General features: G+C 71.0%; 26 protein-coding genes. 15 read left to right on the plus strand and 11 right to left on the minus strand.

The window, feature by feature from the left end:
* The first annotated feature begins 2 nt into the window (after positions 1–2).
* The 4 genes from recR to ABGA98_RS36515 all read left to right on the plus strand — a co-directional run bounded on the left by recR (position 3) and on the right by ABGA98_RS36515 (position 3,545).
* Positions 3–602, plus strand: a complete 600-nt coding sequence (gene recR, locus ABGA98_RS36500; protein ID WP_347622999.1) for a recombination mediator RecR — start codon at positions 3–5, stop codon at positions 600–602.
* A complete protein-coding gene (locus tag ABGA98_RS36505) occupies positions 595–1,125 on the plus strand; it encodes a DUF5063 domain-containing protein (RefSeq protein WP_347623000.1) in 531 nt (176 codons plus the stop codon). Before recR ends, ABGA98_RS36505 begins: the two co-directional genes overlap by 8 nt.
* Positions 1,126–1,212: 87 nt before the next feature.
* Positions 1,213–2,487: an aspartate kinase gene (locus tag ABGA98_RS36510; protein WP_347623001.1), complete on the plus strand. Its 1,275-nt coding sequence runs from the start codon at positions 1,213–1,215 to the stop codon at positions 2,485–2,487.
* A complete protein-coding gene (locus ABGA98_RS36515; protein ID WP_347623002.1) occupies positions 2,484–3,545 on the plus strand; it encodes an aspartate-semialdehyde dehydrogenase in 1,062 nt (353 codons plus the stop codon). Before ABGA98_RS36510 ends, ABGA98_RS36515 begins: the two co-directional genes overlap by 4 nt.
* A 55-nt stretch (positions 3,546–3,600) precedes the next feature.
* Here ABGA98_RS36515 and ABGA98_RS36520 read toward each other — a convergent pair whose 3' ends face one another.
* Positions 3,601–4,491 (minus strand): hypothetical protein, encoded by an 891-nt coding sequence (locus tag ABGA98_RS36520; protein WP_347623003.1) that lies wholly within the window; start codon positions 4,489–4,491, stop codon positions 3,601–3,603.
* Between the two features lie 183 nt (positions 4,492–4,674).
* On the opposite strand from ABGA98_RS36520, the gene ABGA98_RS36525 reads away from it, so the two are divergent.
* The 4 genes from ABGA98_RS36525 to ABGA98_RS36540 all read left to right on the plus strand — a co-directional run bounded on the left by ABGA98_RS36525 (position 4,675) and on the right by ABGA98_RS36540 (position 8,226).
* The gene (locus tag ABGA98_RS36525; RefSeq protein WP_347623004.1) at positions 4,675–5,343 is read left to right on the plus strand and encodes a TetR family transcriptional regulator; all 669 of its coding nucleotides are present in this window, start codon (positions 4,675–4,677) and stop codon (positions 5,341–5,343) included.
* 75 nt (positions 5,344–5,418) lie between these two features.
* The gene (locus ABGA98_RS36530) at positions 5,419–6,378 is read left to right on the plus strand and encodes an LLM class F420-dependent oxidoreductase (protein ID WP_347623005.1); all 960 of its coding nucleotides are present in this window, start codon (positions 5,419–5,421) and stop codon (positions 6,376–6,378) included.
* An 8-nt stretch (positions 6,379–6,386) separates the two neighbouring features.
* Positions 6,387–7,805 carry an amidase gene (locus ABGA98_RS36535; RefSeq protein WP_347623006.1) on the plus strand — a complete coding sequence of 473 codons (1,419 nt, stop codon included), beginning with the start codon at positions 6,387–6,389 and terminating at the stop codon, positions 7,803–7,805.
* Positions 7,806–7,869: 64 nt separating this feature from the next.
* Positions 7,870–8,226: a YkvA family protein gene (locus ABGA98_RS36540; protein WP_347623007.1), complete on the plus strand. Its 357-nt coding sequence runs from the start codon at positions 7,870–7,872 to the stop codon at positions 8,224–8,226.
* On the opposite strand, the gene ABGA98_RS36545 is transcribed toward ABGA98_RS36540, so the two are convergent.
* The 4 genes from ABGA98_RS36545 to ABGA98_RS36560 all read right to left on the minus strand — a co-directional run bounded on the left by ABGA98_RS36545 (position 8,223) and on the right by ABGA98_RS36560 (position 11,600).
* Complete coding sequence (locus tag ABGA98_RS36545) at positions 8,223–9,419, minus strand: amidohydrolase family protein (protein WP_347623008.1); 1,197 nt, start codon at positions 9,417–9,419, stop codon at positions 8,223–8,225. The genes ABGA98_RS36540 and ABGA98_RS36545 overlap by 4 nt on opposite strands.
* A gap of 91 nt (positions 9,420–9,510) precedes the next feature.
* Positions 9,511–10,245, minus strand: coding sequence for a tyrosine-protein phosphatase (locus ABGA98_RS36550; RefSeq protein WP_347623009.1), 735 nt, complete (start codon positions 10,243–10,245; stop codon positions 9,511–9,513).
* A 9-nt stretch (positions 10,246–10,254) separates the two neighbouring features.
* Entirely contained in the window at positions 10,255–11,073 is an 819-nt protein-coding gene (locus ABGA98_RS36555) for an SURF1 family protein (protein WP_347623010.1), read from the minus strand.
* A 47-nt stretch (positions 11,074–11,120) separates the two neighbouring features.
* Positions 11,121–11,600, minus strand: a complete 480-nt coding sequence (locus tag ABGA98_RS36560; protein WP_347623011.1) for a helix-turn-helix domain-containing protein — start codon at positions 11,598–11,600, stop codon at positions 11,121–11,123.
* A 59-nt stretch (positions 11,601–11,659) separates the two neighbouring features.
* On the opposite strand from ABGA98_RS36560, the gene ABGA98_RS36565 reads away from it, so the two are divergent.
* The gene (locus tag ABGA98_RS36565; RefSeq protein ID WP_347623012.1) at positions 11,660–12,145 is read left to right on the plus strand and encodes a GNAT family N-acetyltransferase; all 486 of its coding nucleotides are present in this window, start codon (positions 11,660–11,662) and stop codon (positions 12,143–12,145) included.
* Positions 12,146–12,171: 26 nt separating this feature from the next.
* A complete protein-coding gene (locus tag ABGA98_RS36570; protein WP_347623013.1) occupies positions 12,172–12,768 on the plus strand; it encodes a TetR/AcrR family transcriptional regulator in 597 nt (198 codons plus the stop codon).
* Here ABGA98_RS36570 and ABGA98_RS36575 read toward each other — a convergent pair.
* Positions 12,716–13,048, minus strand: a complete 333-nt coding sequence (locus ABGA98_RS36575) for a hypothetical protein (protein ID WP_347623014.1) — start codon at positions 13,046–13,048, stop codon at positions 12,716–12,718. The two genes, ABGA98_RS36570 and ABGA98_RS36575, sit on opposite strands and share 53 nt — an antisense overlap.
* Positions 13,049–13,199: 151 nt before the next feature.
* On the opposite strand from ABGA98_RS36575, the gene ABGA98_RS36580 reads away from it, so the two are divergent.
* On the plus strand, positions 13,200–14,597 hold the full coding sequence (locus ABGA98_RS36580; RefSeq protein ID WP_347623015.1) for a methyltransferase: 1,398 nt from the start codon (positions 13,200–13,202) through the stop codon (positions 14,595–14,597).
* A 274-nt stretch (positions 14,598–14,871) separates the two neighbouring features.
* On the opposite strand, the gene ABGA98_RS36585 is transcribed toward ABGA98_RS36580, so the two are convergent.
* Entirely contained in the window at positions 14,872–17,991 is a 3,120-nt protein-coding gene (locus ABGA98_RS36585) for a BTAD domain-containing putative transcriptional regulator (protein WP_347623016.1), read from the minus strand.
* 476 nt (positions 17,992–18,467) lie between these two features.
* Positions 18,468–19,754 carry a pyridoxal phosphate-dependent aminotransferase gene (locus ABGA98_RS36590; RefSeq protein ID WP_347623017.1) on the minus strand — a complete coding sequence of 429 codons (1,287 nt, stop codon included), beginning with the start codon at positions 19,752–19,754 and terminating at the stop codon, positions 18,468–18,470.
* 79 nt (positions 19,755–19,833) lie between these two features.
* Here ABGA98_RS36590 and ABGA98_RS36595 point away from each other — a divergent pair, with 79 nt between their 5' ends.
* From ABGA98_RS36595 to ABGA98_RS36605, 3 genes are all read left to right on the plus strand, one after another.
* Complete coding sequence (locus ABGA98_RS36595; protein ID WP_347623018.1) at positions 19,834–20,856, plus strand: LysR family transcriptional regulator; 1,023 nt, start codon at positions 19,834–19,836, stop codon at positions 20,854–20,856.
* A gap of 92 nt (positions 20,857–20,948) precedes the next feature.
* Positions 20,949–21,620: a ribonuclease HII gene (locus ABGA98_RS36600; protein ID WP_347623019.1), complete on the plus strand. Its 672-nt coding sequence runs from the start codon at positions 20,949–20,951 to the stop codon at positions 21,618–21,620.
* 42 nt (positions 21,621–21,662) lie between these two features.
* Positions 21,663–22,652, plus strand: coding sequence for an LLM class flavin-dependent oxidoreductase (locus ABGA98_RS36605; RefSeq protein WP_347623020.1), 990 nt, complete (start codon positions 21,663–21,665; stop codon positions 22,650–22,652).
* A gap of 30 nt (positions 22,653–22,682) precedes the next feature.
* Here ABGA98_RS36605 and ABGA98_RS36610 read toward each other — a convergent pair whose 3' ends face one another.
* Positions 22,683–23,069 carry an SCO5389 family protein gene (locus ABGA98_RS36610; protein WP_347623021.1) on the minus strand — a complete coding sequence of 129 codons (387 nt, stop codon included), beginning with the start codon at positions 23,067–23,069 and terminating at the stop codon, positions 22,683–22,685.
* An 86-nt stretch (positions 23,070–23,155) separates the two neighbouring features.
* Positions 23,156–24,085 carry an ATP-binding protein gene (locus ABGA98_RS36615; protein ID WP_347623022.1) on the minus strand — a complete coding sequence of 310 codons (930 nt, stop codon included), beginning with the start codon at positions 24,083–24,085 and terminating at the stop codon, positions 23,156–23,158.
* Positions 24,086–24,152: 67 nt separating this feature from the next.
* On the opposite strand from ABGA98_RS36615, the gene ABGA98_RS36620 reads away from it, so the two are divergent.
* Positions 24,153–24,632 (plus strand): tetratricopeptide repeat protein, encoded by a 480-nt coding sequence (locus ABGA98_RS36620; RefSeq protein WP_347623023.1) that lies wholly within the window; start codon positions 24,153–24,155, stop codon positions 24,630–24,632.
* Here ABGA98_RS36620 and ABGA98_RS36625 read toward each other — a convergent pair.
* Positions 24,629–26,008 carry an LCP family protein gene (locus ABGA98_RS36625; protein WP_347623024.1) on the minus strand — a complete coding sequence of 460 codons (1,380 nt, stop codon included), beginning with the start codon at positions 26,006–26,008 and terminating at the stop codon, positions 24,629–24,631. The two genes, ABGA98_RS36620 and ABGA98_RS36625, sit on opposite strands and share 4 nt — an antisense overlap.
* Positions 26,009–26,045: the final 37 nt, after the last annotated feature.

Consider the following 26,045-nt stretch of genomic DNA (forward strand, 5'->3'; position numbering starts at 1 on the left):
GCATGTACGAAGGGGTCGTCCAGAATCTGATCGACGAGCTGGGTTTGTTGCCCGGTGTCGGTCCCAAGAGCGCGCAACGGATCGCGTTCCACCTGCTGGCGGCCGACCCGGCCGATGTCAAACGGCTGGCGCACGCGTTGCTGGAGGTCAAGGAGAAGGTCCGTTTCTGCCGCACGTGCGGAAACGTGGCCTCCGAGGAGGAGTGCCGCATCTGCCGCGACGCGCGCCGCGACACCCACGTGATCTGCGTGGTCGAGGAGCCCAAGGACGTCGTGGCGATCGAGAAGACGCGCGAGTTCCGCGGCACCTACCACGTGCTCGGTGGCGCGATCAGCCCGATCGACGGTGTCGGCCCCGACGACCTGCGCATTCGTGAGCTCATGACGCGCCTGGCCGACGGTCGCGTCACCGAGCTCATCCTCGCCACTGACCCCAACCTGGAAGGGGAGGCGACGGCGACCTACCTCGCCCGTCTGGTCAAGCCGATGGGTGTGAAAGTGACACGACTGGCCAGCGGTCTGCCTGTGGGCGGTGACCTCGAATATGCCGACGAGGTCACCTTGGGCCGCGCGTTCGAGGGACGGAGGCTGCTGGATGTCTGACGAGTGGAGCGCGCTGGCGCAAGAGATCTCCGGACACGCACAAGACTACGTCGACGGGCTGACGAGGGTGGCGGGCGGCGAGGGCGGTGACGCCATCTGGTCGCTGCTGCTGGTGGAGGTCGCCCAGGTGAGCCTTGCGGGCGCGAAGCTCGGCGCCAACCGTGACGTGATCCTTTCCGGCAACTACGAGCCGCCGATGAGCGAGGACCCCGACATCGACGGCGTGCGCACGGCGCTGGCCGAGCGGCTCGAGGCGGTCGACGACTACGCCGAGGTGTTCGACCCGTACAAGGACACGGGGGTCACCCCCTACCGGCTGTCCGACGACCTGACGGCGGTCGCCGCCGACCTCATCCACGGGTTGCGCCACTACCACGCGGGCCGCCCGCACGAGGCGCTCTGGTGGTGGCAATATTCCTATTTCAACACCTGGGGCAACCACGCGGGCGCCGCCATGCGGGCGCTGCAGGCGCTGGCCGCGCACTCGCGGCTCGACGTGGCGGAGGAGACCACCGCGGTCTGAAGACATCCACAGAGGGGCATGGCCCATCAGGCGCATGAGACGGCTTCAGTAGACTGGCAGCTCACAGTCCAGACCGGGAGACTTCTTGTGGCCCTCGTTGTGCAAAAGTACGGTGGTTCGTCCGTCGCCGACGCGTCCTGCATCAAGCGGGTCGCGCAACGGATCGTCGCGACGAAAAAAGCCGGCAACGACGTGGCCGTGATCGTCTCCGCGATGGGCGACACGACGGACGAGCTGCTCGATCTGGCCGAGCAGGTGTCGCCGCTGCCTCCGGGCCGCGAGCTCGACATGCTGCTGACCTCGGGTGAGCGCATCTCGATGGCCCTGCTGGCGATGGCGATCGCCAACCTCGGCCACGAGGCCCGCTCGTTCACCGGCTCGCAGGCGGGTCTGATCACCAATTCCGCCCACGGCAAGGCGCGCATCATCGATGTGACGCCGAGCCGCATCAGTGAGGCGATCGACCAGGGCCACATCGCGATCGTGGCGGGCTTCCAGGGTGTCTCGCAGGACACGAAGGACATCACCACGCTGGGCCGCGGCGGCTCCGACACCACGGCGGTGGCCCTGGCGGCGGCGCTCGAGGCCGACGTGTGCGAGATCTACACCGACGTCGACGGCGTCTACACCGCCGATCCGCGCATCGTGCCCGCGGCGCGGCAGATCCCCAGGATCTCCTACGACGAGATGATGGAGATGGCCGCCTGCGGGGCCAAGATCCTGCACCTGCGCTGCGTCGAGTATGCTCGCCGCTTCAGCCTGCCGATTCACGTACGCAGCTCTTTCAGCACCAAGGAAGGCACGTGGGTCGTCTCCGACCCTTACAACGAAGGAACCGAGATGGAGCAGCCGATCATCTCCGGCGTCGCGCACGACCGGAGCGAGGCCAAGATCACTGTTGTCGGGGTGCCCGACAAGGTCGGCGAGGCTGCCTCGATCTTCAAAACGCTGGCCGACGCCGAGATCAACATCGACATGATCGTGCAGAACGTCTCGGCCGCGGCCACCGGTCGCACCGACATCTCCTTCACGCTGCCCACGGCCGACAGCCAGGCCGCGCTGACGGCGCTGAAGAAGATCCAGGAGCGGATCGGTTACGAGTCGCTGCTCTTCGACGACCAGATCGGAAAGGTGTCGCTGATCGGAGCGGGCATGCGCTCGCACCCCGGCGTCACGGCGACGTTCTTCGCGGCCCTCGCCGACGCGGGGGTCAACATCGAGATGATCTCCACGTCGGAGATCCGCATCTCTGTGGTGGTCGGGCAGGACGGTGTCGACGCGGCCGTGGCGGCCGCCCACCGTGCGTTCGATCTCGACGCCGACCAGGTCGAAGCCGTGGTGTATGGAGGTTCAGGACGATGAGCAGCAGGCCCAACCTGGCCCTGATCGGCGCGACCGGCGCCGTGGGCACCGTGATGCGCGACATCGTGTCGACGCGTGAGGACATCTGGGGCGAGATCCGCCTCGTCGCCTCGGCCCGTTCTGCGGGCAAGGTCCTGCGCGTACGCGGCGAGGACGTCGTGGTCCAGGCGCTCGCGCCCGAGGTGTTCGACGGCATCGACGTGGCCATCTTCGACGTGCCCGACGAGGTGTCGGCCGAGTGGGTGCCGATCGCGGCCGCGCGCGGCCCGGTGGTGATCGACAAGTCGGGCACGTTCCGCATGGAGCCCGACGTGCCGCTGGTGGTGCCCGAGGTCAATCCGCTCGACGCGCGCAACCGGCCGCGCAACATCATCTCCACGCCCAACTGCACGACGTTGTCGATGATGGCGGCCATGGGCGCGCTGCACGCCGAGTTCACGCTCACCGAGCTGGTCGTCGCCTCCTACCAGGCGGTGTCGGGCGCCGGCGTGGCCGGTTCCGCGCGGCTCTACGACGAGGTCGAGGCCCTGGCGGGCGACCGCAGTCTCGGTCAGGTGGCCGGCGACGTGAGCAGGGTGCTGGCCGACAAGCTGCCCGGCGAGTCGCCGTTCCCGGCGCCGATCGCGTTCAACGTGGTTCCGTGGGCCGGCTCCTACAAGGACGGCGGCTGGGCCTCCGAGGAGCTCAAGCTCCGCAACGAGTCCCGCAAGATCCTCGGCATCCCCGGCCTCAAGGTCTCCGCGACCTGCGTGCGCGTCCCCGTGGTGACGACTCACTCGCTGGCCGTGCACGCGCGGTTCGAGCGCGAGATCACGGTGGCCGACGCGCATCGTGTGCTGGAGGCGGCGCCGACGGTGGTCCTCATGGACGACCCGGCCAACGGGGTGTTCCCGACGCCGCTCGACGTGGTGGGCAACGACCCGACCTACGTCGGCCGTGTCCGCCAGGCGGTCGACTTCCCCAACACGCTCGACCTGTTCGTGTGCGGCGACAACCTGCGCAAGGGGGCGGCGCTGAACGCGGCGGAGATCGCCGAGCTGGTCGCGTCCGAGAAGTGACCGGATGAGGTGGTGTGACGCCGTGGGTGCCGCACGGCGTCCGCCGCAGGGCACGTCACCGGAAGAGGATGTCCCAGTGGTCGCCTTCGTCGGCGAAGACGGTGCCTGATCCGGATCGGTAGAGCCGGGCGCCGTCGCTGCGGACTCCGGCCGGGTCGCTGACCTTCTTGATGTGCCGGTCGATGCAAGAATTGTGTGAAATATCCAGCTTGTAGCCGTTGCCGTGGCTGTACTGGCCCGGCGCGTGGCCGGTCTCCGTGCCGCCCGTCACCATGATCGGGCAGCCGCTCTCGCGCTTCAGCTGGATGATGCCGGCGACGGTTCCGGCGCGCACGGAGTCGAACGAGGTGCAGTGGTGCCGGTGCTTGCTCGTGCAGTTGCCGGTCGACTTCGTGCGCAGGCCCGAGCTCCGCAGCCAGCCGGCGGCGGTGGCGTGGGTCAGCTGCGCGGCCGCCTGCCGGGGCATCACGCGCGCCAGGTCCACGCTGGCGCGCTTGTGAGCCTTGTGCTGCCGTGCGTGGCGCTTCTTGGCCACCTTGGTGCGTTTTCGTGCCTTGGCGGCCTGTGGCCGGCGTTCGGCGGGCGACAGGTTCGCCCGCGGCTGGGCCGGCCACGGCTGCGCGTGTGTCATGTCCGGCACGTGCCTGCCTTCCGTGAGCCACCGCAGGTCGTCCAGCGGCCAGTTCCGCAGGGCCGCCAGATCGTCACGGTTCATCATGTTCTCGCGCGCCCAGGGTCCGGCGGGAAGCGGCCAGTTCTCGGAGACGCTGGACTGCGTCTCCGCCATGGCCGCCCACAGCGGTTGCGGGAGGGGATCCTCCCACCCGCCGGGCCCGGCCTCGTTGGGCCCGCTTCCTGTCCGCTCCCCATCGGGGTGGGAAGCGGCGGAGGCGGCCGAGGCCAGCGCGATGATGGTGATCTCTATGCCGAGGAGCGCGACTACCATGAGGCGCACTGTTCCACGTATCCACATGTCGATGCCTTTTCGCGGAAATAGCCCTTCCGCCTGAAACGACAATCCCACCATTCACAGGAGATAACTCATGCCGCGGATGCAACTTTGCCGTGGATCGGCGATCACCGTGCGGCTCCATGACCTAACCAGCTTTTCCGACGTACAGTGACGAACGTGTCCGAAGCCCGAAACCGCGGATCGGAGAGCACCCGGGAGCTCATCGTCGAGACGGCGTTGCGGCTGTTCAGGGAGCGCGGCTTCGACGCGACCACCATGCGCGCCATCGCCGCGGAGGCCGGGGTGTCCGTGGGCAACGCCTACTACTACTTCGAGAGCAAGGAGGCGTTGATCCAGGCGTACTACGACCGCGCCCAGGCCGAGCACGAGGCGGCCTGCATGGAGTTCCTGGCGACCGAGGAGGCGTTCGCGGCCCGGTTGAGCGGGGTGCTGCGCGAGTGGGTACGCGTTTCCGAGCCCTACCACGAGTTCGCCGTGAAGTTCTTCAAGCACGCGGCCGAGCCGACCAACCCGCTGAGCCCGTTCAGCGAGCAGTCGTCCCCGGCGCGGGAGGCGTCCATCGCGATCTACCGCCAGGTCGTCGAGGGGTCGCGCGACCGCATGAACGCCGAACTGCGTGAGGAGCTGCCCGAGCTGCTGTGGTTGTTGTCCATGGGGATGGTGCTGTTCTGGGTGCACGACACCTCGCCGGGGTGCGCCCGTACGTACCGGCTGATCGAGGTCACGGTGCCGCTGGTGGACCGGCTGGTCGGGCTGTCGCACCTGCCGGGGCTGCGGGGGATCACGAAGGACTTCATCGCGGCGGTCCACGAACTCCGCGCCTAGCTCCCATACCGAGCGGTTGGTAGGGTTGACGCGTCCAGCTCCCAACCACAGGCGGAACCGAGCCGGAGGCCGTGCATGACGCAGAAGTGGGGCATGACCATTCCCTTCTACGACCGTTCGCTCGCGCGGTCGCAGGAGCTGATCGCGCAGTTGCCCGGGCTCGGCTACACCGACGCCTGGTCGGCCGAGGTCAACGGCGTCGACGGGTTCACGCCGCTGGCGCTGGCCGCGCAGTGGGCGCCGGGGATCAGGCTGGGCAGCGCCATCGTGCCCGTCTCGACGCGCGGCCCGGGGCTGCTGGCCATGTCCGCGGCCACGCTGGCCGATCTGGCGCCCGAACGGTTCGTGCTGGGCATCGGGGCGTCCTCCCCGGCCATCGTCGAGCGGTGGAACGCCGGCACCTTCGACAAGCCGTACGCGCGCACCCGCGACACCCTGCGGTTCCTCAGGAGGGCGCTGGCCGGCGAGAAGGTCTCGGAGGCGTACGAGACGTTCGAGGTCAAGGGGTTCCGGCTGGAGCGGGCTCCGAAGGCGCCGCCGAAGATCGTGCTGGCGGCGCTGCGGCCGGGCATGTTGCGGCTGGCCGCCGCCGAGGCCGACGGCGCCATCACCAACTGGCTCTCCCCGCAGGACGTACGCCGCGTGCGCGCCGAGATCGGCCCCGGCGCCGAGCTGATCGCCCGCCTGTTCGTCTGCGTGAGCGAGGACGCCGCCCAGGTGCGCGAGATGGCCAGGCGGATGCTGGCCGGCTACCTGACCGTCCCGGTCTACGCCGCCTTCCACGACTGGCTGGGGCGCGGCGAGACGTTGCGGCCGATGCACGAGGCCTGGGCGGCCGGCGACCGGCAGGCGGCGCTGAAGGCCATTCCCGACGAGGTGGTCGACGACCTCGTCGTGCACGGCGACGCGGCCACCTGCCGCGCCAGGATCCAGCAGTACGTGGACAACGGGCTCGACACTCCCGTCCTCGCCCCCATCCCCGGTGGCGAGGTCTCCATCGACCAGGCGGTGCGCGACCTGGCTCCCCAGGCGTAGGAGGCGACGTGGACGACGTACTGAGGCTGGACGCGGTCGCCCAGGCGCGGGCGGTCAGGGAGGGACAGGTCTCGGCGCGCGAGCTGGCCGAGGCCGCGATCGCCCGCATCGAGGCCCGCGACGGCGAGCTGAACGCGGTCATCCACCGCCGTTTCGAACGCGCGCTGGCCGAGATCGACGCCATTCCTGCGGGCGCGCCCTTCAGAGGGGTGCCGATCCTGCTCAAGGACCTGGGCTGGCGGCAGGCGGGGGAGCCGTACAGCGCGGGCTCCTCGGTGCGTGACGGCGTCGTGGACGCCCCCGACGGGTACGGCGTCGTCAGCCTGCGCGAGGCCGGGTTCGTCGTGCTCGGGCGGACCAACACCCCGGAGTTCGGCTCCACGGTCACCACGGAGCCGCTGGCGTTCGGGCCCACGCGGAACCCGTACGATCCGGCGTACTCCGCGGGCGGGTCGAGCGGCGGCTCGGCGGCGGCGGTGGCGGCCGGGATGGTGGCGCTGGCCACCGCCAGCGACGGAGGCGGCTCGATCCGCATCCCCGCGTCCATGTGCGGCCTGGTGGGGCTCAAGCCGACGCGCGGGCGGGTCAGCATGGGCCCGGCCATGGGAGAGGGGTGGAGCGGGTTCTCGTGCCCGGGCTTCGTCAGCAGGAGCGTGCGGGACACGGCGGCGGCGCTCGACGTCGTCGCGGGCATGCGTCCCGGCGACCCGTACGACGCCCCGGCGTTGCCGGGCCCGCTGGCCGCGGAGGTGGGGGCGGATCCCGGGCGGTTGCGGATCGGGTTCCTCGCCACGCATCCCAGAGGTGACGTGCCGGAGGCGCCCGAGGTCGCCGAGGCCGTCACGAGGGCCGCGCAGCTGCTGGAGTCGCTGGGCCACGACGTCGCGCCAGGAGGCCCCGAGGCGCTCGCCGAGCCGGACTTCACCCGGCACTTCGGCGCCATCGTGGCCGACCACCTGGCCGCGCAGGTCGCGGGCCTGGGCGTGGCGCGCGGCAAGCCCGTGGACGTGGAGGAGCTGGAGCCGCGTAACGCCGCCATGGTAGGCGCGGCCCAGGGGCACAGCGCGGCCGACCACATCCTGGCCACGCAGTGGATCGACGGCTTCCGCCGGCGCATGTCCGCCTGGTGGGCCGCCGGGCACGATCTGCTGCTGATGCCGTCGCTGGGGGTCGCGCCGTTCCCGCTGGGCTGGATCCCGCCGGACGACCTCAGCGTGAGCCTCGGCAGGACGATGCACGCCGTGTCCTACACCTCGCCGGTCAACGCGACCGGGCAGCCCGCCGTCTCGCTGCCCCTGCACAGGACCGCGGCGGGGCTGCCGGTGGGCGTGCAGCTGGTGGCGGCGGCCGGCCGGGAGGACCTGCTCATCAGGGTGGCCGCGCAGGTCGAGCGGGCTCGCCCGTTCGAGCATGCGGCGCTGGCCTGATCGGCAGGAACTCGTGGCCGCGGCGACGCGTTATGTCGTGAAGAGCCAGGGGTAGGGGGTTGTCATGATGGCTAAGGCAGCACGCGCGGCGGCGGCGTGGCGGACCTACCGCGAGGTGACCAAACCCGGGTCCCCCGCGTTGATGACCAGGGTCCGGGCGATCCCGCGGATGATCGGCGCGGTCATGCGCGGTCAGTACGACGGCATGGGCAAGGGCAAGCTGGGCCTGCTCGCGCTCGGCGTGGTCTACATCCTGTCACCGGTCGACGTCCTGCCCGACTTCCTCATGCTGATCGGCGTCGCCGACGACTTCGGCGTCTTCCTGTGGCTGACCGCCTCCCTGCTGGGCGAGAGCGGGCGCTACGTCCAGCACGAGCGCAGTGTCATCCAGGGCCGCGTCGAGGGCCTCGAACAGGCCTAGATCTCCTCCATCCGCAACCAGGCGCGCGACGGCAGCGGGTGGCCGAAGAGGCGGGCCGCGTTGCCGTACGCGACCCGGGCGATGTCGGCGGGCGGCAGCGTGCCGAGGTTGTGCGCGACCGACTTCTGGGTGTCGGGCCAGGTCGAGTCGGAGTGGGGATAGCCGCTCTCCTGGAGCACGTGGTCGAGGCCGACGGCGAGCCGCACCCCCGACAGCGCGTGGTCGTCGCGCGTGCCGAAGAAGAAGTTGCGGCGCAGCACCTCGCTGGGCTTGAGCCCGCCCTCCCATGACGCCTCACCGGCGACCGGGTGGTCGAGGGCGTAGTCGGCCCGCTCGGCCAGCATCGGCAGCCAGCCGACGCCGCCCTCCACGATGAGGATGCGCAGCGCGGGGAAGCGCAGCGGCAGCCCCGACCAGAGCCAGTCGGCGCAGGCGAACATGGCGCTGGTCGGCATCAGCGTGGTGATGGCCTCAAGGGGCGTGTCGGGGGAGGGCACGGGCGACCACGACGCGTCGCCCGTGTGCAGGGCGACGACGGTGCCGGTCTCCTCGCAGGCCGCGAAGAACGGATCCCAGTGGCCGGAGTGGATCGAGGGCAGCCGCAGCCGGGTCGGGAACTCGGGGAACACCACGGCCTTGAAGCCCTTGGCGGCGTTGGCGCGGATCTCCTTGGCGGCGAGGTCGGGATCGGGCAGCCACGGGAGCTGCAGGCCGATGACGCGCTCGGGGTAGGTGCCGGCCCAGACGTCGATGTGCCACTCGTTCCACGCCTTGACCAGGGCCAGGCCGAGCTCCTGGTCGCGGGTCCTGGCGAACGGCATGCCCGACTGCCCGGCCAGCATGCCGGGGAAGCAGAGCGCGGCCCAGATGCCCGCGACGTCCATGTCCTTGATGCGTGCCTCGATGTCGTGGCAGCCCGGGCGCATGTTGTCGAACCTGACGGGGTCGAGGGTCCACTGCTCGCGCGGCAGCCCCGCGCCGACGTCGATGCCGGCGCACGGGTAGGTGGCCCCGCCGTAGCGCCAGACCTGGTGACCCGCCTCCGTCTCCACGACCTTGGGCGCGACCTCGGCGTATTTCTCCGGCAACCGGTCATCGAACAGGTCGGGCGGCTCGATCAGGTGATCGTCGGCGGAGATGATCACGTAGTCGCGCCGCCTCGGGTCTGGGTCGGGGAGCAGCGGCGTAGTCACGCACGTAACCGTACGACGAGGGGATAACGTCGAACAAGCTGCGACGTATCCGTTGGGTCTCCGAGATCAACACATCGGGAGCCGACTCGTGTCAAGACGCCTCCGTCAACAGGTGGTGGCGCAGCTCGTCGACGGTGTCCTGGGCGAGGCCGAGCACCTGGTCGGCGTACGACTCGACCGAGCCGTGCCGGTGCACGAGGTCGGTCAGGAAGAGCCGCATGGTCTCGGCGGGGGCCAGACCGAACCCGGGCCACGGAGAGGCGCCCGGGTGTCTCCTGCTCCAGTCGGCGAGGAAGCGGTCGGTGGCCAGCCCGGTGAGCGCGTAGTCGGCCACGATGTCGTCCTCGGCGACCCCCGCCAGCGACAGGACCAGCGCGGTGAGCACGCCGGTGCGGTCCTTGCCGGCGGCGCAGTGGATGACGGTGGGGGCGTTGTCGGCCCGCGCGATGGTCTCCAGCGCGTTCCTGAGGTTCGCCACGCCGTCCTCGGCCATCTCCAGGTAGCGGTCGGCGAGGTAACGCTCGATGCCGATCTCCTCGTTGTAGGTGGTGGCGGTGTCCCAGCGGCGGCCCTCGATGGGGAGGTGCTGGTAGCGCAGGCCGTCGGACTCGGGCACGCGGCCGTACTTCTCGATCTCGAACGCGTGCCGCAGGTCGATGACGGCGCGTACGCCCAGGTCGCGGAAGGTCGTGAGATCGTCGCCCGCCAGCCAGCCGAGTGAGTCGGCCCGGTAGAGCCGCTGCCACCGGACGACGCGCCCATCTCTCGTGAAATATCCGCCTACGTCGCGGAAATTGCAGAGGTTGGTGAACTTGATGTGCCGCACTTCACCACCTTAGCGGGGTGCGTTCTCCGCTTCCCCGGCCTGCGACGCCTTCTCCGGCTCCTCCGAGCCCTCCGAGGCCGCCGCCTTCCGCTCGGCCACCTCGCGGCGGATCAGCAGGATCCACCCGCCGACGGCGATGCCGATGAACAACCACCACTGGACGCCGTAGGCCAGGTTGAGCCCGCCGCCGGCGCCCACGTCGGGCTCCGGCACCGGGGCGGGCGCCGCGGCCGGCCGCGGCTGCTGCTCGGTCAGCTCCACGTAGCCGCCCACCAGCGTGTACGGCAGCCCTTTCCCGATCCTGTCGACGTCGATCAGCAGCACCTGGCCAGGAGGCAGCCCTGAGCGCTCGCGGATGCCGCTGGACTCCTCGGTCTCGCCGGGACGCAGCCTGCCGGTGACGGTCACCTGCCCGGCAGGGGGCGGCGGGACCTCGGGCGGGGTGTCGGCGGTGGCGCCCGCCTTGACCCAGCCCCTGTTGACGATCACGGCCGTGCCGGGGCCGGTGACGAGCGGGGTCAGGACGTAGTAGCCGGGCCTGCCCTCCTGGGGGCGCCGGCGGACGAGCAGGGCGTGGGACGGGTCGTACGTGCCCGCCACCGTCACCCTCCTGAACCGGTCGTCCTCGCGGACCGGCCGCCCGGGGGCCGCCAGCCGCTCCAGCGTCACCGGCGCGGCTTCGATGTTGGCGGTGACCCGCTCGCTGTCGGCGGACCGTTCTTCGAACCGCCCGAACTGCCACCGCCCGAGGAACACGAAGGCGGGGATGACCAGCAGCACCACCACGTGGAGCGCGAGCCACCGAGGCGTCAGAAGGAACCGGTACACGCTCTCAAGACTAGGCGCAAGGAGGGGTGCCACCTGCGGCGGGCCGCTCACACAGTCCTGAGTTCGGCTCCCTCGCCGGGGATGGGCGTGACCTCCCGCGGGCCGTTCACCTCGTGGCCGTCGGCGCAGCGGAACTGCAGTTCGACGGGTGCGCCGCACCCGCGGTGGGTGAGCCGGACGGGCGGCCCTTCGTCGTCGGCCAGGTATTTGTCGCCCCAGTGCATGAGCGCGACCATCAGCGGATAGAGGTCGCGGCCCTTGTCGGTGAGCCGGTATTCGTCGCGCTGGCGCTGCCCCGGCTCGCGGTAGGGCTCTTTGCGCAGCAGGCCCTCGTCGACCAGCCGGGCCAGGCGGGCGCTGAGCACCTGGCGGGGGGCGCCGGTGATGGCCTGCATGTCGGCGAAGCGCCGCACGCCGCTGAACGCCTCGCGCAGCACGAGGAAGGTCCACTTCTCCCCGACGATGTCCAGGGTGCGCTCGATCGAGCAGTTGTCCGCTCGGAAACCCATGCGAGACGGCACGTTCATCTCCCTATCATACCTGAGTTCAATTGACAGACTCAGGTGTGACCGGGCAGGCTGAGTTCATGCATGGAACTCAGATCCGTCAGGCCTGCTCCGATGACGAGGAGCGGATCAGGCGCTTCCTGGCGGATTTGTCGCTGCACACGCAGACGCTCCGCTTCTTCACCGGCGTCGCCAACCCCGCCGCCGGGCTGGTGCGCGCGCTGCTCGCGGTGGACGAACGCCGCGACGCCCTCATCGCCACCGCCGAGGACGGGGAGATCATCGGCCATGCCATGAGCTACCAGGGCGAGTGCAGCGACGTGGAGATCGCCGTGGTGGTGGCCGACCGGTGGCAGGGATTCGGGCTCGGGCCGCGGCTGGTCGACATGCTGCTGATGCGGGCCGTCGTACGCGGGGCGAAGACCGTTGGGATGGACGTCCTGGGCGAGAACCGGCGGGTGCTCAGGCTCATCCGCAGGCTCTGGCCGGACGCCGAGATGACCGTCGCCTCCGGGTCCGTGGCGGTGACCGCTATGATCAATCAGGCCGGGCTATTTGCGGAATAACGTTCTGGTGGCACACCATTGACAGCGTGAAGAGTGTCAAGAACGGACGCGACGGCCGGACCCGCATCATCGAGGGTGCCCTTCGCCGGTTCAGCCAGGACGGGGTCTCCGCCACCACGCTGGCCAGCCTCCGCGAGGAAAGCGGCGTGAGCGTCGGCAGCTTCTACCACCACTTCGCCAGCAAAGAACACGTCTTCGGCGTGCTGTACGCCGAGATCCTCACGGCCTACCAGAGCGCCTTTCTCGCCGAGCTGGTCAGCCACGAGGACGCCCGCGACGGCATCGAGGCCGTGGTGGCCTTCCACATGCGCTGGGCGGGCGAGCACCCCGAGCGGGCCAGGCTGCTGGTCAGCGAGCGACCGCCCCGCAAGAACGAGCCTGGCGGCGCCGAGGTGGCCGAGGAGCGCCGCGCGTTCTTCCGCAAGGTCTCCGACTGGTGGCGCCCGCACATGAAGAACGGGCTGCTGCAGCCCGTCCATCCGACCATGTGCTACGTGTTGTGGCTGGGGCCCGCACAGGAGATGTGCCGCCTGTGGTTCGCGGGCGCCCACACGCCGACCGACGAGGAGATCAAGGGCCTGGGCGAGGCGGCCTGGCAGAGCCTGCGCCAGCGACCCGAATAGCGGGCACCCGCCAGTTGCCCCTGCCGAGCGAGATGTCGAGCCGCAGGTCGCCGCGCTGCCTGCGCAGGCCCGGCACGCGTACGCGGGCGAGCACGGCATACCTGCCCTGGTGCGGATAGCCGAACCCGAGCTCGCCCGGCAGCACGCGCAGGTCGTCGCGGTTGCCGCACCGCGGGCAGGTCCACGAGACCAGGTCCATGCCGCGGTGGTAGCTGGAGCAGGCGCGGAAGTAATCGTCGGGAACAAACCGGGAATCGCAGGCCAAACAGGGGATCAGCATGAGTCCGCTCCTCCGGATGACGCGCTGGCCTCTCTAGACAGATCGCGTCCCGGATGCCCGGCGCAGGCAGAATGCCGGGGCGAACCGGTAACAGTATGAACACTCTCGGTATCGGATCATGCGTTGGAGTCCGCGATGAAAGGATGGACTTGTGGAACGACTGCGTGATCACCTCCTGGAGACCGGTTACACGATCGACGGCGTACGCGAGCGCCTCGGCGCGATGGCCGCCTCCGCGCTGTCCCGGGAGGAACTGGTCCCGGCGCTGCGCGCCACCGCCGACGGTGACCCGCTGGCGACGCTGATCAGGTTGTGGTGGCTCGGCGTTCCCGTGCCGGCGAGCGCGCTCCCGCCGGCCGTCACGCGGTCCGGGCTGGTCGAGACCGACGGCGACGAGGTCCGCGCGACCGTCCACCTGCAACCCTGGGAGACCGGCGGCTACCTCGTCTCCGACCGCAAGGTCCGGCCGGGCGATCCCGCGCTGCGGCCCGACCACGTCGTGGGGGCCGGTGGCGCCTCTGCCAACCTGGCCCAGCTCGTCACCCGCCGCCCGGTCGGGCGCGCGCTCGACCTCGGCACCGGGTGCGGGGTGCAGGTGCTGCACCTGGACGGGCGGGCCGAGCACGTCATGGCCACCGACCTCAACCCGCGGGCCCTTGAGCTGGCCAGGCTCAGCTGGGAGTTGTCCGGCGTCTCGGGGGTGGACGCGCGCACCGGGTCGATGTTCGAGCCGGTCGGGGACGAGTTGTTCGACCTCGTCGTGAGCAACCCGCCGTTCGTGATCGCCCCGGAGGGGAGGCTGGCCTACCGCGAGTCGGGCGCCGAAGGCGACGGCTTCTGCCGCGACCTCCTCCGGGGGACGCCCCGCCATCTCAGCCCCGGCGGCCAGGCCCACTTCCTGGCCAACTGGCTGCACGTCGAGGGCGAGGACTGGCACGACCGCGTCGGCGGCTGGCTGCGCGAGACCGGCTGCGACGCCTGGGTGGCGCAGCGCGACGTGCAGGACCCCGCCGAGTACGTCGAGCTCTGGCTCAGGGACGCCGCCGAGCAGGGCACCAGGAGCTACACGGAGCACTACGACCACTGGTTGTCCTGGTTCGAGGAGCGCAAGGTCGAGGCCATCGGATTCGGCTGGATCACGATGCGCAACTCGGGCACGCTCGACCCGGTCGTGCGCGTGGAGCATCTCACCCACCAGGTCAGCCTTCCGGTCGGCGACTACGTCGACTCGGTGCTCGACGCCATCGCGGCCGCCCACCGGGCCGGCGACCTCGACGCCGCGCGGCCGCGTACCGTCGAAGGCCTGCTCGACGAGCGGATCGGCCTGCCGGGCGCGGAAGACCCGATCCGCATCGTGCTGCGGCAGACGCAGGGGCTGCGCCGCTCCAGGGAGGTCGGCACGGTGGAGGCCGCGCTGGCCGGCGTCTGCGACGGCGAGCTGGCGCTCGGGCCGCTGCTCAACGTGATCGCCGAGCTGGTCGGCGACGGCGAGATCCCCAACGCCGACGCGGTCAGGCCCCTCATCGCCGAGGGATACTTCCTGCTTTGATCCGGCATTGATCGGACGTTGACACCGCGGGTGGAGGCTCAGGGCCAGGACACGGCCTTGGGGGGTTCGAGGGCCGTGTCAGGTCCGGCCGGTCGTCCATGTGAGGCGGCTGCCGCCTCGCGGAGCATCCCGATGACCGGGCCCCCTAGCGACGCGTGGCGGCGAAGGATGACCGGCCGGGCCGAACTTCAGCCGATCACGAGCACATCGTGACTCCCGAAGGACAGCCTTGATCAACCATGTGTGGATGACACGTCTGGACGACGAGCTGTACTCAGGACTCGACGACGGTCTCGCCGTCGGTCCCGGCGACGGGCTCGCCAGTGGGGGCGCCAGTGGAGATGCCGGCGGGCTCGTCGGCGGGCTCATCGACGGGCTCATCGACGGGCACATCGACGGGGACGCCGTCGAGCAGGACCTTGAGATCCCCGGCCTCGGGAGCGCCGAGCCGGGAGAAGATCTCGAAGGCCTGCCGTAGGCAGTCGAGACTCCTCCCCACGCTGCCGGGCACGTGATCGAGACCGCGCAGCGCCTTGCCGAGGACGGTGAGCGAGAGCGCCTCGCCGTAGGGGTGGCCGATCTCGCGGGAGACCACGAGGGCCTGCTCGGCGTGGCGTACGGCCTCGGGGTAACGCTCGGCGGCGATGAAGGTCTCGGCCAGCCTGGAGCACACGCGCTGCTCCCAGACCCGTTGCCTGCTGGCCCGGAAGAAGGCCAGGCACTCGGCGTGGTGGTGCACGGCCTCGGTGAGCCGGCCGACCCGGGAGAGCACGATGCCGAGGTGGTAGCGGGCGCGTGCGGTGCCGGCGCCGCTGCCGATCTCGGTGAAGATGGCCAGGCCCTTCTCCGCGGCGGCGATCGCGTCGTCAGGGCGGCCCAGGCCCAGGTGGTCGCGGGCCGAGTAGCTGAGCACCAGAGCCTCGCCGGCCGGCACGCCGTTCTCGCGGTAGAAGCGCATCGCGGAGTCGAACAGGGACAGCGCCTCGGTGTGGCGGCGCTGCCTGCCGACCACGACGGCCAGGGCGTTCAGCACCTCGCCGGTGACGACCATCTCGCCGCGCTCGCGCGACAGCTCGTCCACGCGCCTGAAGTGCTCCTCGGCCTCCCTCAGCCGGTTGCCCGCGAACAACACCCGGCCGAGCACGTAGCGGGCGCGCAGCTCGCCCGCGGTGTCGCCCAGGGCCAGCGCGGCCGCCAGCACCGCCCGCGTGCTCTGGTCGAACTCGCGCGTGTGCGTGCCCGACTCCAGCAGCGGCTCCATCGCCACCAGCAGGTCGGCGGCGGGCAGGAGGTGCTCGGCGGCACGCGCGGACGCGGCGGCCTGGTTGATGGCGGCGAACAACGAGTCGCCTTCGGCGATCAGCCACGCCACGGCCTCGTCCACAGTCGTGAACGTGCGCCCGCTCCCCACCACGACCAGGTTGGCCGAGATCATGCTGCCCTCGTACGCCAGCCGGTGCGCGGACTGGGCGGAGGCCAGGTAGAAACCCAGCAGCCGGCGCAGCGTCATGGTCCTGGCCTGGGGCCGCTCCGTCTTCTCCAGCTCCCGCCTGGCGAAGAGCTTGAGCAGGTCGTGGAAGCGGTAGCGGCCCGGCGCGGGCGCCTCCAGCAGGCTGGCGTCCACGAGCGACTCCAGCACCTCCTCGGCCTCGAACGCGCTCATCGACAACACGGCCGCCGCGGCACCCGCGGAGATGTCGGGGCCGTTGGGCAGCGCGAGCAGCCGGAACGCGCGGGCCTGCGGGGCGTCCAGCTGCCCGTAGCCGAGCGCGAACGTGGCCTCGACCGCCAGGTTGCCCACCCGCAGCTCGTCGAGGCGGCGCTGCTCGTCGGCCAGCCTGGGCACCAGCGAGGCGACCGTCCACGACGGGCGCGCGGCCAGCCTGGCGGCCACGATCCGCACCGCCAGCGGCAGGAACCCGCAGGCGGCCACCACGTCCATGGCCGCGCCGCGCTCGGCCGAGACGCGCTCGGCCCCGGCCACGGCGGTGAACAACGACAGGGCCTCGTCCGGCTCCATCACGTCGAGGTCGATCAGCCGCGCCGACGGCAGGTCGGCCAGCTTGCCCCGGCTGGTGACGACGGCCGCGCACCCGGCGGAGCCGGGCAGCAGCGGGCTGACCTGCTCGGCGTCGCGGGCGTTGTCGAGCAGCACGAGGATGCGGCGCTCGGCGAGGATCGACCGGTAGAGGGCGGAACGTTCCGCGAGGCCCTCGGGGATGACGTCCGGCGGGATGCCGAGCGCACGCAGGAAAGCTCCGAGCGCCGACTCGGGCGCGGTGGCCTCGCCGGAGTAGCCGCGCAGGTCGGCGTAGAGCTGGCCGTCGGGGAAGACCTCGTCGACCTGGTGGGCGACGTGCACGGCCAGCGCGGTCTTGCCGACGCCGCCGATGCCGGAGATCGCCACCACCGGCACGCCCTCGGGCGACGACTGCGCGGGCGAGCCGGCCGAGACCATCGTGCGCAGGCGTACCGCGATCTCCTTGCGGCCGGTGAAGTCGCTGACGGCGGCGGGCAGTTGCGCGGGGCGCGGCAGGTCGAGCGCCTGCGGCTCCTCTTCCTCCTGCGGCTCGCCGGCGGAGGTCTCGTCGTCGGGGAAGGGCGCGGCGGCCAGCGTGGGGTCGGCGGCCAGGATGCGCTGGTGCAGCGCGGTCAGCTCGGGGCCGGGCTCGATGCCCAGCTCGTCGACGAGCGCCTCGCGCGTCTCGGTGAACACGCTGAGCGCGTCCCCCTGCCGGCCGCAGCGGTAGTAGGCGAGCATGAGCTGGGCCCGCAGCCGCTCGCGCAGCGGGTGGTCGGCGGTCAGCGCGATCAGCTCGGAGACGACCTTCGCGTGGTTGCCCAGCTCCAGGTCGACGTCCATGAGCGTCTCGACCACGCTGATGCGGCGCTCGATCAGCCGGTCGCGCTGGTGCTCGGCGTACGGCCCGACGGCCCCGGCCAGCGGCTCGCCCTCGAACAACGACAGCGCCGCCCGTAGCGCCCTGGCGGCCTCGGACAGCCTGCCCGCCTTGCGCGCGGACTCGGCCTCGCGGATGCCGCGTTCGAAGCGGGTCAGGTCGAGCGCGTCGCCGGCCAGCCGCAGCGCGTACCCCCTGCCGATCGACGTCAGCAGCTCCGGGCGGGAGCGGGCGGGGCGGTCGGGTTCGAGCACCGTACGGAGCCTGGAGACGTAGGTGCGCAGAGCGCCCAGGGCCCGCGGCGGCGCGTCCTCACCCCAGACCGCGTCGATCATCTCGTTGGGGGTGACCGCGTGCCCTTCCCGCAGCAGCAGCATGCCCAGAATGGAACGCTGGAGCGGGGTGCCGAGGTCGAGTTCCCGGCCATCACGCCATGCGCGGACAGGACCGAGCACGGCGAACCGCAGCTCGCCTGGAACGCTCTGACCAGCCATGCCGTCTGTCTCCAAGCCAATGGAACGATTTGCTACCAAATGATAGATCCATCGTTGCTCGTCACCTAGATGCCGGCTGATCGTTCACCGAGCCGTTGATCCGCCGTTAATCAGGCGTTGAGCTCGCCCCTGGATGCTGGTGGCCGGCTGGGTATGACACTCAGATCGGCACCGAGCACACCGCGGGGGCGTGTCATACAGAGCGCCGGCAGGCAGGCAAAAATACCGGCCCCGCCCAGAAAGTTTGGGCGGGGCCGTGACGGACGGATGATCGGGTCGCCTCGGCCGCTGCCGGCCCCATGGCGATCCGCCAGGAGCCCGGAGCGGGCATGGGCACATGATGAGCGGGTGTTCATGCGCGGGGAGTCTCTTTCGCCGGTGGCTGCGGACGGGGTGTCTCCGCAGGTTGACGACCCTTTGTGGAGGGTGGGGCAACCGGCTTACGGGACGTACGGGGTTGTCGGGAAAGGGATCGCCTAACCGCTGCAGGGGGCGGGGACGAGCGCGGGCGCCTGCGCGGCGGTCGCGCCGTGCCGTACGAGCGAGAGCTCTTTGAGGCCCATCGACAGGTGGTTGAGGTTGGTCGCGATCCATGGGAGCTGGAGCGGGTCGGGGCTGGTCAGAGCGGTCAGCCGCTCCTGCGCGGACTCGCCGTAGAGCAGGCTCACCGCCACCCTCATCCGGGCCGCGGCGGGGTCGTCGCCGAAGGCGTGCCCCGGCAGGACGCCGATGCCGTGGTTCTCCAGCAGAAGTTTGGTGATCTCGGCGGAGCCGCCGAGTCTCAGGTGACTGAGGTCGGGGTAGAGGTAGAACCCGCCCTGCGGGGCGGGCACGTCGGCGCCGACCTCCAGGAACCTGTCACGCACGGCCCGCGCGACCAGGCCGTGCAGCCGGCGGCTGCGGGTGATGCGCTCGGTCAGTTCGCGTGGATCGCTGAAGGCGTACGCCGCGGCCTCCTGTACGGGTGCCGCGGGCGCCGACCAGATCTCGCTGGCCACCGCGAGCAGGCGGGCCCGCAGCGCGTGACCGTCGTCGGGGAGCCGCGCGACGCCGATCCGCCAGCCGCCCAGGGCCAGGCTCTTGCTGAGGCCCGTGGTGACGATCGTGCGCTCGGGCGCGAGGTCGGCCGGGGAGGTGTACGGGAGGGCGGGGTCGTGCAGCAGGTCGCGGTAGATCTCGTCGGAAATGATCACCAGGTCGAGCTCGCGCGCGACCTCCACCAGGCGGCCCACGGTCGCCGGCGTGGCCAGCCGTCCCGTCGGGTTGTCGGGCAGCGTGACCAGCACCGAGCTCACCGTCCTGCCCTGCGCCCTGGCCAGCCGGACCTGGGCGGCCACCAGGTCGGGGTCGGGCACTCCGCCCTCTCCTGGAGGTGCGGGCACCAGGATGGGGCGTGAGCCCACGAGATCGGCCTGCGCGGCGTAGCTGACCCAGCTGGGCATGGGCAAGACGATGTCTCCGCCGATCGCCAGGAGCAGGCCGTACAGCAGTGACTTGCTGCCAGGTCCGCAGACGACCAGTTCGGGGTCGGTGATGAGCCCCCGTCGTGTCCAGTAGCCCGCCGCCGCGACCCGCAGTCCGGACGCCCCCGCGACCGGTCCGTAGCCGTTGTGCTCCGATGCGGCGGCCAGCCTCTCGCGCAGCGCCGGGTGGACGGGCAGACCTGCCTCACCGAAGGCCAGGTGCAGCACGCGCTCCCCGGCGCGCCGTCTTCGTTCGATGTCCTCGTTCGCCGCCAGAGTGGCGGACAGAGTTACCGTCATGTTTGTCACGTTCCCAGGGTGGTTGCCATGAGGCATAAGGACAAGCGAGGCTTTTCATGGGTAGGCATAAGGAAGTCTGATGCTGGAATTGCGGCGTTTGGTGCTGATCTGCGAGTTTGCACGCCGAGGAAGCATCTCGGCGACTGCCGAGTCGCTGGGGTACAGTCCTTCGGCCGTCTCGCAACAACTCGTCGCGCTCGAACGCGAGACCGGCACGGCGCTGATCGACAGGACCGCGCGCAGCGCCGAGCTCACCGACGCGGGCCGCCGGCTCGTCATGCACGCGGAGCGCATCCTGTCCATGGTCGAGGAGGCCGAGTCCGACCTGTCCGCGCACGCGGGCAAACCGGCGGGACGGGTGGTCGTCACCGCGTTCCCGACGGCGGCGGTGGCGTTCGCGCCCGCGCTCGCGCGCTCGCTGCGCCGCCACACGGAGCTCACGCTGCGGCTGGGGCAGAGCCGGTCGGGGCGCGGGCTGCGCGAGGTGCAGTCGGGCGAGGTGGACATCGCGCTCGTGGACGACTGGTACGGCCGGGTGCGTGACAGCGACAGCCTGCGAGTCTTCCCCCTGCTGCGCGACCCCCTGGTGCTCGTCGTGCCGCGCAAGCACCGCCTGGCCGACCCCGAGGTGCCGCTGGACCTGCGCGAGCTGCGGGACGAGGCGTGGATGGCCACGCCCGACGGCGAGCCGTCGCGGCTGGCCGTGGACCGCCTCCTGGTGGACGTGGGCGGCACCCGGCCGACGCCGTGGGAGTTCGAAGGGCTGGGGACCATCCTGTCGCTCGTCGCCAAGGGCATCGGCATCGCCGCCGTGCCCGCGCTCGCGCTGGCCGCCGGGGTGCGCGGGCTGGCGGTGCGGCAGTTCCCCGGCAACCCGGTGGGCCGCGACGTGCACGCCGTCGCCAGAAGCTCCAGCGTCAACCGGCCGTCGGTGTCGGTGACGCTGCGGGCCATCCACGTGGCCGCCCGCTACATCGCGGCCGATCTCGAGCCGGTACGCCCGGCGGAGCGGCGGCGCCCCGAGGACGACATGCTCGCCGACTGGCCCGACGGGCCGGTCCGCTCGACCAAGGACGTGGTGGGCCGGTCGTTCGGCGAGTGAGGCACCGGGCCCCGGCCACGACCGCGCACCGGCACGTCGTTCGGGCACGACCCGCCCTCCGGCCGGTCGTGGAGGCGATAGCGTCTGCGTCCATGGCGCCGACGTACGACATCGAGCACCTCCTGCTCTCCCAGCACAGCGTCCGCACGGTCGCGGGGGTCGACGAGGTGGGCAGGGGCGCGTGGGCGGGACCGGTCACCGTCTGCGCCGTGGTCACCGACCTGTCCGAGCCGCCGGCGGGCCTGACGGACTCCAAGCAGGTCTCCGCCGCCAGACGTCCGCCGCTGGCCGCCGAGCTGGCCGCGTGGGCGGCCGGCGTCGGCTACGGCGAGGCCACCCACGAGGAGATCGACACGCTCGGCATGACGCAGGCCCTGCGCAGGGCCGCCCGCCGGGCGCTGGAGGCGCTGCCCGTACGCCCCGACGCGGTGATCCTCGACGGCAAGCACGACTACATCGGCCCGCCCTGGCCGGTGCGGCTGGAGATCAAGGGGGACGCCGCGAGCATCTCGGTCGCGGCGGCGTCCGTGCTGGCCAAGGTGCGGCGCGACGCCTACATGGGGACGATCGGCTGCGACGAGTACGGCTTCGCCGAGAACGCCGGCTACCCGTCGCCGCTGCACCAGGAGGCCCTCGCCCGGCTGGGGCCCACCCCGCACCATCGTCTTTCGTGGTCCTACCTGGACGATCTGCCGCAGTGGCGGCATCTGAAGCAGCACCGGGATCCGCTGGCGGGCGAGGGGCAGGCGACGCTCTTCGGTTGACCGGAGGCTCAGGGTGGCGGCTCTTTCCGGATGACCGCCATGATGGATCAGGTGCGAATCGGCATTTTTCTGATCGCGGCGCAGTTTCCCGGCCAGGAGGCCGGGCGCGTGTTGTCCGACGCCGTCGAGCTGATCGTGGCGGCGGAGGAGGCGGGGTTCGACGACGCGTGGATCGCCGAGCACCATTTCATGTCCTATGGCGTGTGCCCGTCGGCGACCACCCTGGCGGCGGTCGCCGTCGGCAGGACCACGCGCATCGGGCTGGGCACGGCCGTGAGCGTGTTGTCCACCCACCATCCGGTGGCGCTGGCCGAGCAGGCGGCGATGTTGCACCACCTTTCCCGCGGGCGGTTCACGCTGGGTGTGGGCAGGGGCGGGCCGTGGGTGGACCTGGAGGTGTTCGGCACGGGGGCCGAACGGTTCGAGCGGGGCTTCGGGGAGGCGCTCGACGTGCTGCTCGACGCCCTTTCCGGGGGCCGGGTGGCGGCCGGCGGGGAGTTCTTCCGGTTCAGGGAGGTCGGGGTCGTGCCGGAGGCGGTGATGCGGCCGGTCGTCGCGTGCACCTCGGAGCCGACGGTGGGGCTGGCGGCGGCGCGCGGCCTGCCCATGTTGCTCGGCATGCACGTCGGGGACGCGGAGAAGGCGGCGCTGGTCGCGGACTACGCGGCGCGCGGGGGGACGGCGGCCGGCCACGTGGCGGCGGGGGTCGCGTACGTGGCGGACTCGACGGCCCAGGCGGTGCGGGAACTCAAGGAGTCGTTGCCGCGGTGGCTGGGGCCGGGGCTGGCGGGTTATGTGCCGGTGGACGACCGGCCCCGCCCTTCACGAGACATCCCGGCATATGCGGATCTGCTGACGCGCATCCATCCGGTCGGGTCGGCCGGGCACTGCGCGGAGACCCTGCTGCGCACCGCGGAGAAGACCGGAATCGAGCACTTCATCCTGATGGTCGAAGGGCTGGGGGAGCATCGCCGGACGCTGGAGAACATCCGGCGTTTCGGCGACGAGGTGCTGCCGCTGCTGCCCCGGTGACCCGGCGGGGTGCCGGGTCACCGGGAGGGATCAGCAGTCCACCAGCTCCGGCTTCTGGTTGAGGATCTGGGCGCGCGGAGTGACGAACTCGTGCAGGGCCTTCGTGGCCGCCGGGTCGAAGACGGCGACCCGGTGGCAGTTCTGGAAGGCCAGGCGGACCCCGAAGTGGCGCTCCAGCGCATCGCGAATCGCGTCGCTCGCCAGGCAGCGCAGGAGCTGGCCGCGGGCCTCCTCGGACGGCGGTGGCACCGTGTTGTCCGCGAACTCGGCCCCGGTCTGCTCGCGCCGGCTCGCCAGGTCGCTGATCAGCGACCACGCGTACGGCAGCGAGTCGCGGACGCACGCGACGAACGCCGCGTCGTCCACGTCACCGGCCCTGGCCTGGTCGAGCAGATCGTTCGGAACGGTCAGCGACATGCTGTCTCCTCTCGAAAGGAATCAAATGTGACGCTAGGCGGGGATGGGGGGAGCCTCCAGATGCCTGGAGGGGGACAGTCGCGTGATCAGGGCCCGTAGACGAAGTCCGGATCTATCTGCTCGGCCAGGTCGGTGCCGGTGCGCTCGTTGCCCCACGCGCGGGCGTTGCGCAGGTGGAACTCCACGGTCTGCCGGCCGAAGCGCTCCCAGTCTTTCTCCTGCTCATCGAGGGTCTTGCGGAGCAGGGCGAGCGCGTCGGCGTTGGCCGGCTCGAGGTCGTCGAGCGTGAAGTGGCGGCCCTGCTCCATGGCCCGGACGGCTGCGGAGTGCTCCATCCAGGTGAGCAGATCGTCACCCACATGCTCGCGCAGGAAGTCGACGTCGGACTCGCCGTGCACCTTGTTGCCGACCACGGCGAGTGCCACGTCGTACTGGGCGGCGTAGTCGCGGTACTGCCGGTAGACGCTCACGCCCTGCCTGGTCGGCTCGGCCACGAGGAACGTCAGGTCGAACCGGGTGAACAGGCCGGAGGCGAAGGAGTCGGCGCCGGCGGTCATGTCGACCACGACGTAGGAGCCGGCGCCGTCGACCAGGTGGTTGAGCAGCAGCTCGACCGCGCCGACCTTCGAGTGGTAGCAGGCCACGCCGAGATCGTCCTCGCTGAACGGGCCGGTCGCGAGCAGGCGCAGGCCGTCGGTCGTGGTGAGCCCGAGCGGGTCGGCGGCGAGGTCGTCGAAGCTCAGCAGCGTGGAGCCGCGGCCGGGCGGGGTGGTCTTGACCATGGACTCCGCCGAGGGGATGCGCGGATTGGCGCCGCGCAGGCGCTCCTTGATCTCGGTGAGGTGGGCGCCGAGCGGCTCGGGCTGCCGGTCGAGGCCGAGCACGAGGGCGAGGTGCTGGTTGATGTCGGCGTCGATGGCGACCACGGGGCCGCCCTGGCTCGCCACATGCCTCGCGAACAGCGCAGACATCGTCGTCTTGCCGCTGCCGCCCTTTCCGACGAACGCCACTCTCACGGCGCCTCCTTGTGGGGATGAAAATCGTTACCGTTCCTGTCGAGCCTCATCATGCCACACTCGCTCCATGCGGAACGACGATTTGGCACACGCCGTACGCCTGCGTGAGGAAGGCCAGGGCGAGCAGGCCCGGCAGCTCCTCGTCGAGCTGGCCCGGCGGCACCCTGACGACGCCGAGGTGGCCTACCAGGCGGCATGGGCGCACGACGCGCTCGGGCTCGAGGCCGAGGCGGTCCCCTACTACGAACGCGCGCTGGCGGGCGAAGGGCTGAGCGACGCCGACCGGCTGGGGGCCTTCACGGGGTACGGCAGCACCCTGCGGGTGCTCGGCAGGCCCGCCGAGGCGCTGGAGACGTTCGAGCGAGGGCTGAAGGAATTCCCCGGCGACGGGGCGTTGCGCACGTTCATGGCGATGGCGCTGCACAACGCCGGGCGCTCCGCCGAGGCGGTCACGACGCTGCTCCAGGTGGTCGCCGAGTCAGACCGGGCCGGCGGGTACGCACGCGCCATCGCCTACTACGCCGACCACCTGGACGAGACGGTCTAACCGCAGGTGGCGTCGAGGTTGATCGGGCTGTCCGGCTTCGGCGTCGCGGGCGGCTTCTCGCGCGTCGGCACGGTCTTGGTAGACGGGCGCTCCCTCAGGGCGTCGGAGACCGTGTCACGGATGAGGCGCCAGTCGGGGTTCGCCGTGTCGATCAGCGGCGGCACGAAGCTGAGGCTGCGGATTCTCGCGTTCTTCACCTTCTGCGACAGGTCCACGACGGCCGGCAGGAGGTCCTGGGGCAGGTCGGTGGAGATGGTCCGCTTGGCGGCCGCGGCCAGCCGCTCGAAACTGTTGATCACGGTCATCGGCTCGGCCTGCTTGACGACCGCGTTGATCAGGCACTTCTGCCGTCCCATGCGGACATAGTCGTCGCTGTCGGTGCGCGAGCGGCCGTACCACAGGGCCTCCTCGCCGGAGAGCCTGCGCGTGCCGGGCGGAAGCAGGCCCTCGCGGTTGCGGCCGTACACGATGGGGTCCTTGATGGTGACCCGCACGCCGCCCATGGCGTCGACGAGTTCCGCGAAGCCCTTCATGTCGACCAGGACGTGATACTGCACGGGAAGGCCGATGATGCCGCTGATCGTCTGCTTGAGCAGGGTGGGGCCGCGCTCGCCCTTCGGCACGCCCGGCACCATGTCCGGGTGGTTCTCGGCGTACTGGAAGATCTCGTTGAGCAGGCCGGGCGTGTCGGGGCCCGCGCCGGTGAAGCCGAACGGGAAGCGGCTGCCGGCCGGGCCATGGGGGAGCGGCACGCGCTGGAGGTTGCGCGGCAGGCCGAACAGCGTGGTCGCGCCGGTCGTGGTGTCCACGCTGGCCACGGTCATGCTGTCGGTGCGCACGCCGGGCCTGCCGGGCGCCGAGTCGCCGCCGAGGAGCAGGAACTGCACGCGCGCCGCGCCGTTCCACGGATCATGGGCCATGATGGGCGTGCTGTCGGCGCTGGACGGGAACAACGTGTTCACGACGTCCCGCGACAGGTAGGCGATCCTGGCGGCGTAGGCGGTGGGAGCCAGGATGAGAGCACAGAGGGCGACGGTCAGCGTCGTGGTCAGGAAGCGGCCGATCCGGTCCGAGCGCGGGGGGCGTACGAGGACGAACGACCAGACGATCACGCCGGTCCAGGCCAGGGCGATCGTCACCAGCGCTACGGTGAGCACGGTCAGCCAGCGGGGCTGGACGGCCAGAGACAGGAGGTTGGCGCTGTACGCGGTGAAGACGGTGAGCACGCCGGCCAGCATCAGCACGTACGCCACCATGAGCGCGAGACCGGATCGGCGGCGCTCGACCGCCAGGTGTGCCACTCCCCACAACATCGCCGCTCCCATGGTCAGGGCGATGCTCGCTCCCAGGCCAAAACCTCGTTCTCTCTCCGTCATGCCTGGTCAAACCCCCAATGTGTGCCCATCCAGGTCA

The organism is Nonomuraea sp. B1E8 (genome assembly GCF_039871515.1).
Lineage (GTDB): Bacteria > Actinomycetota > Actinomycetes > Streptosporangiales > Streptosporangiaceae > Nonomuraea.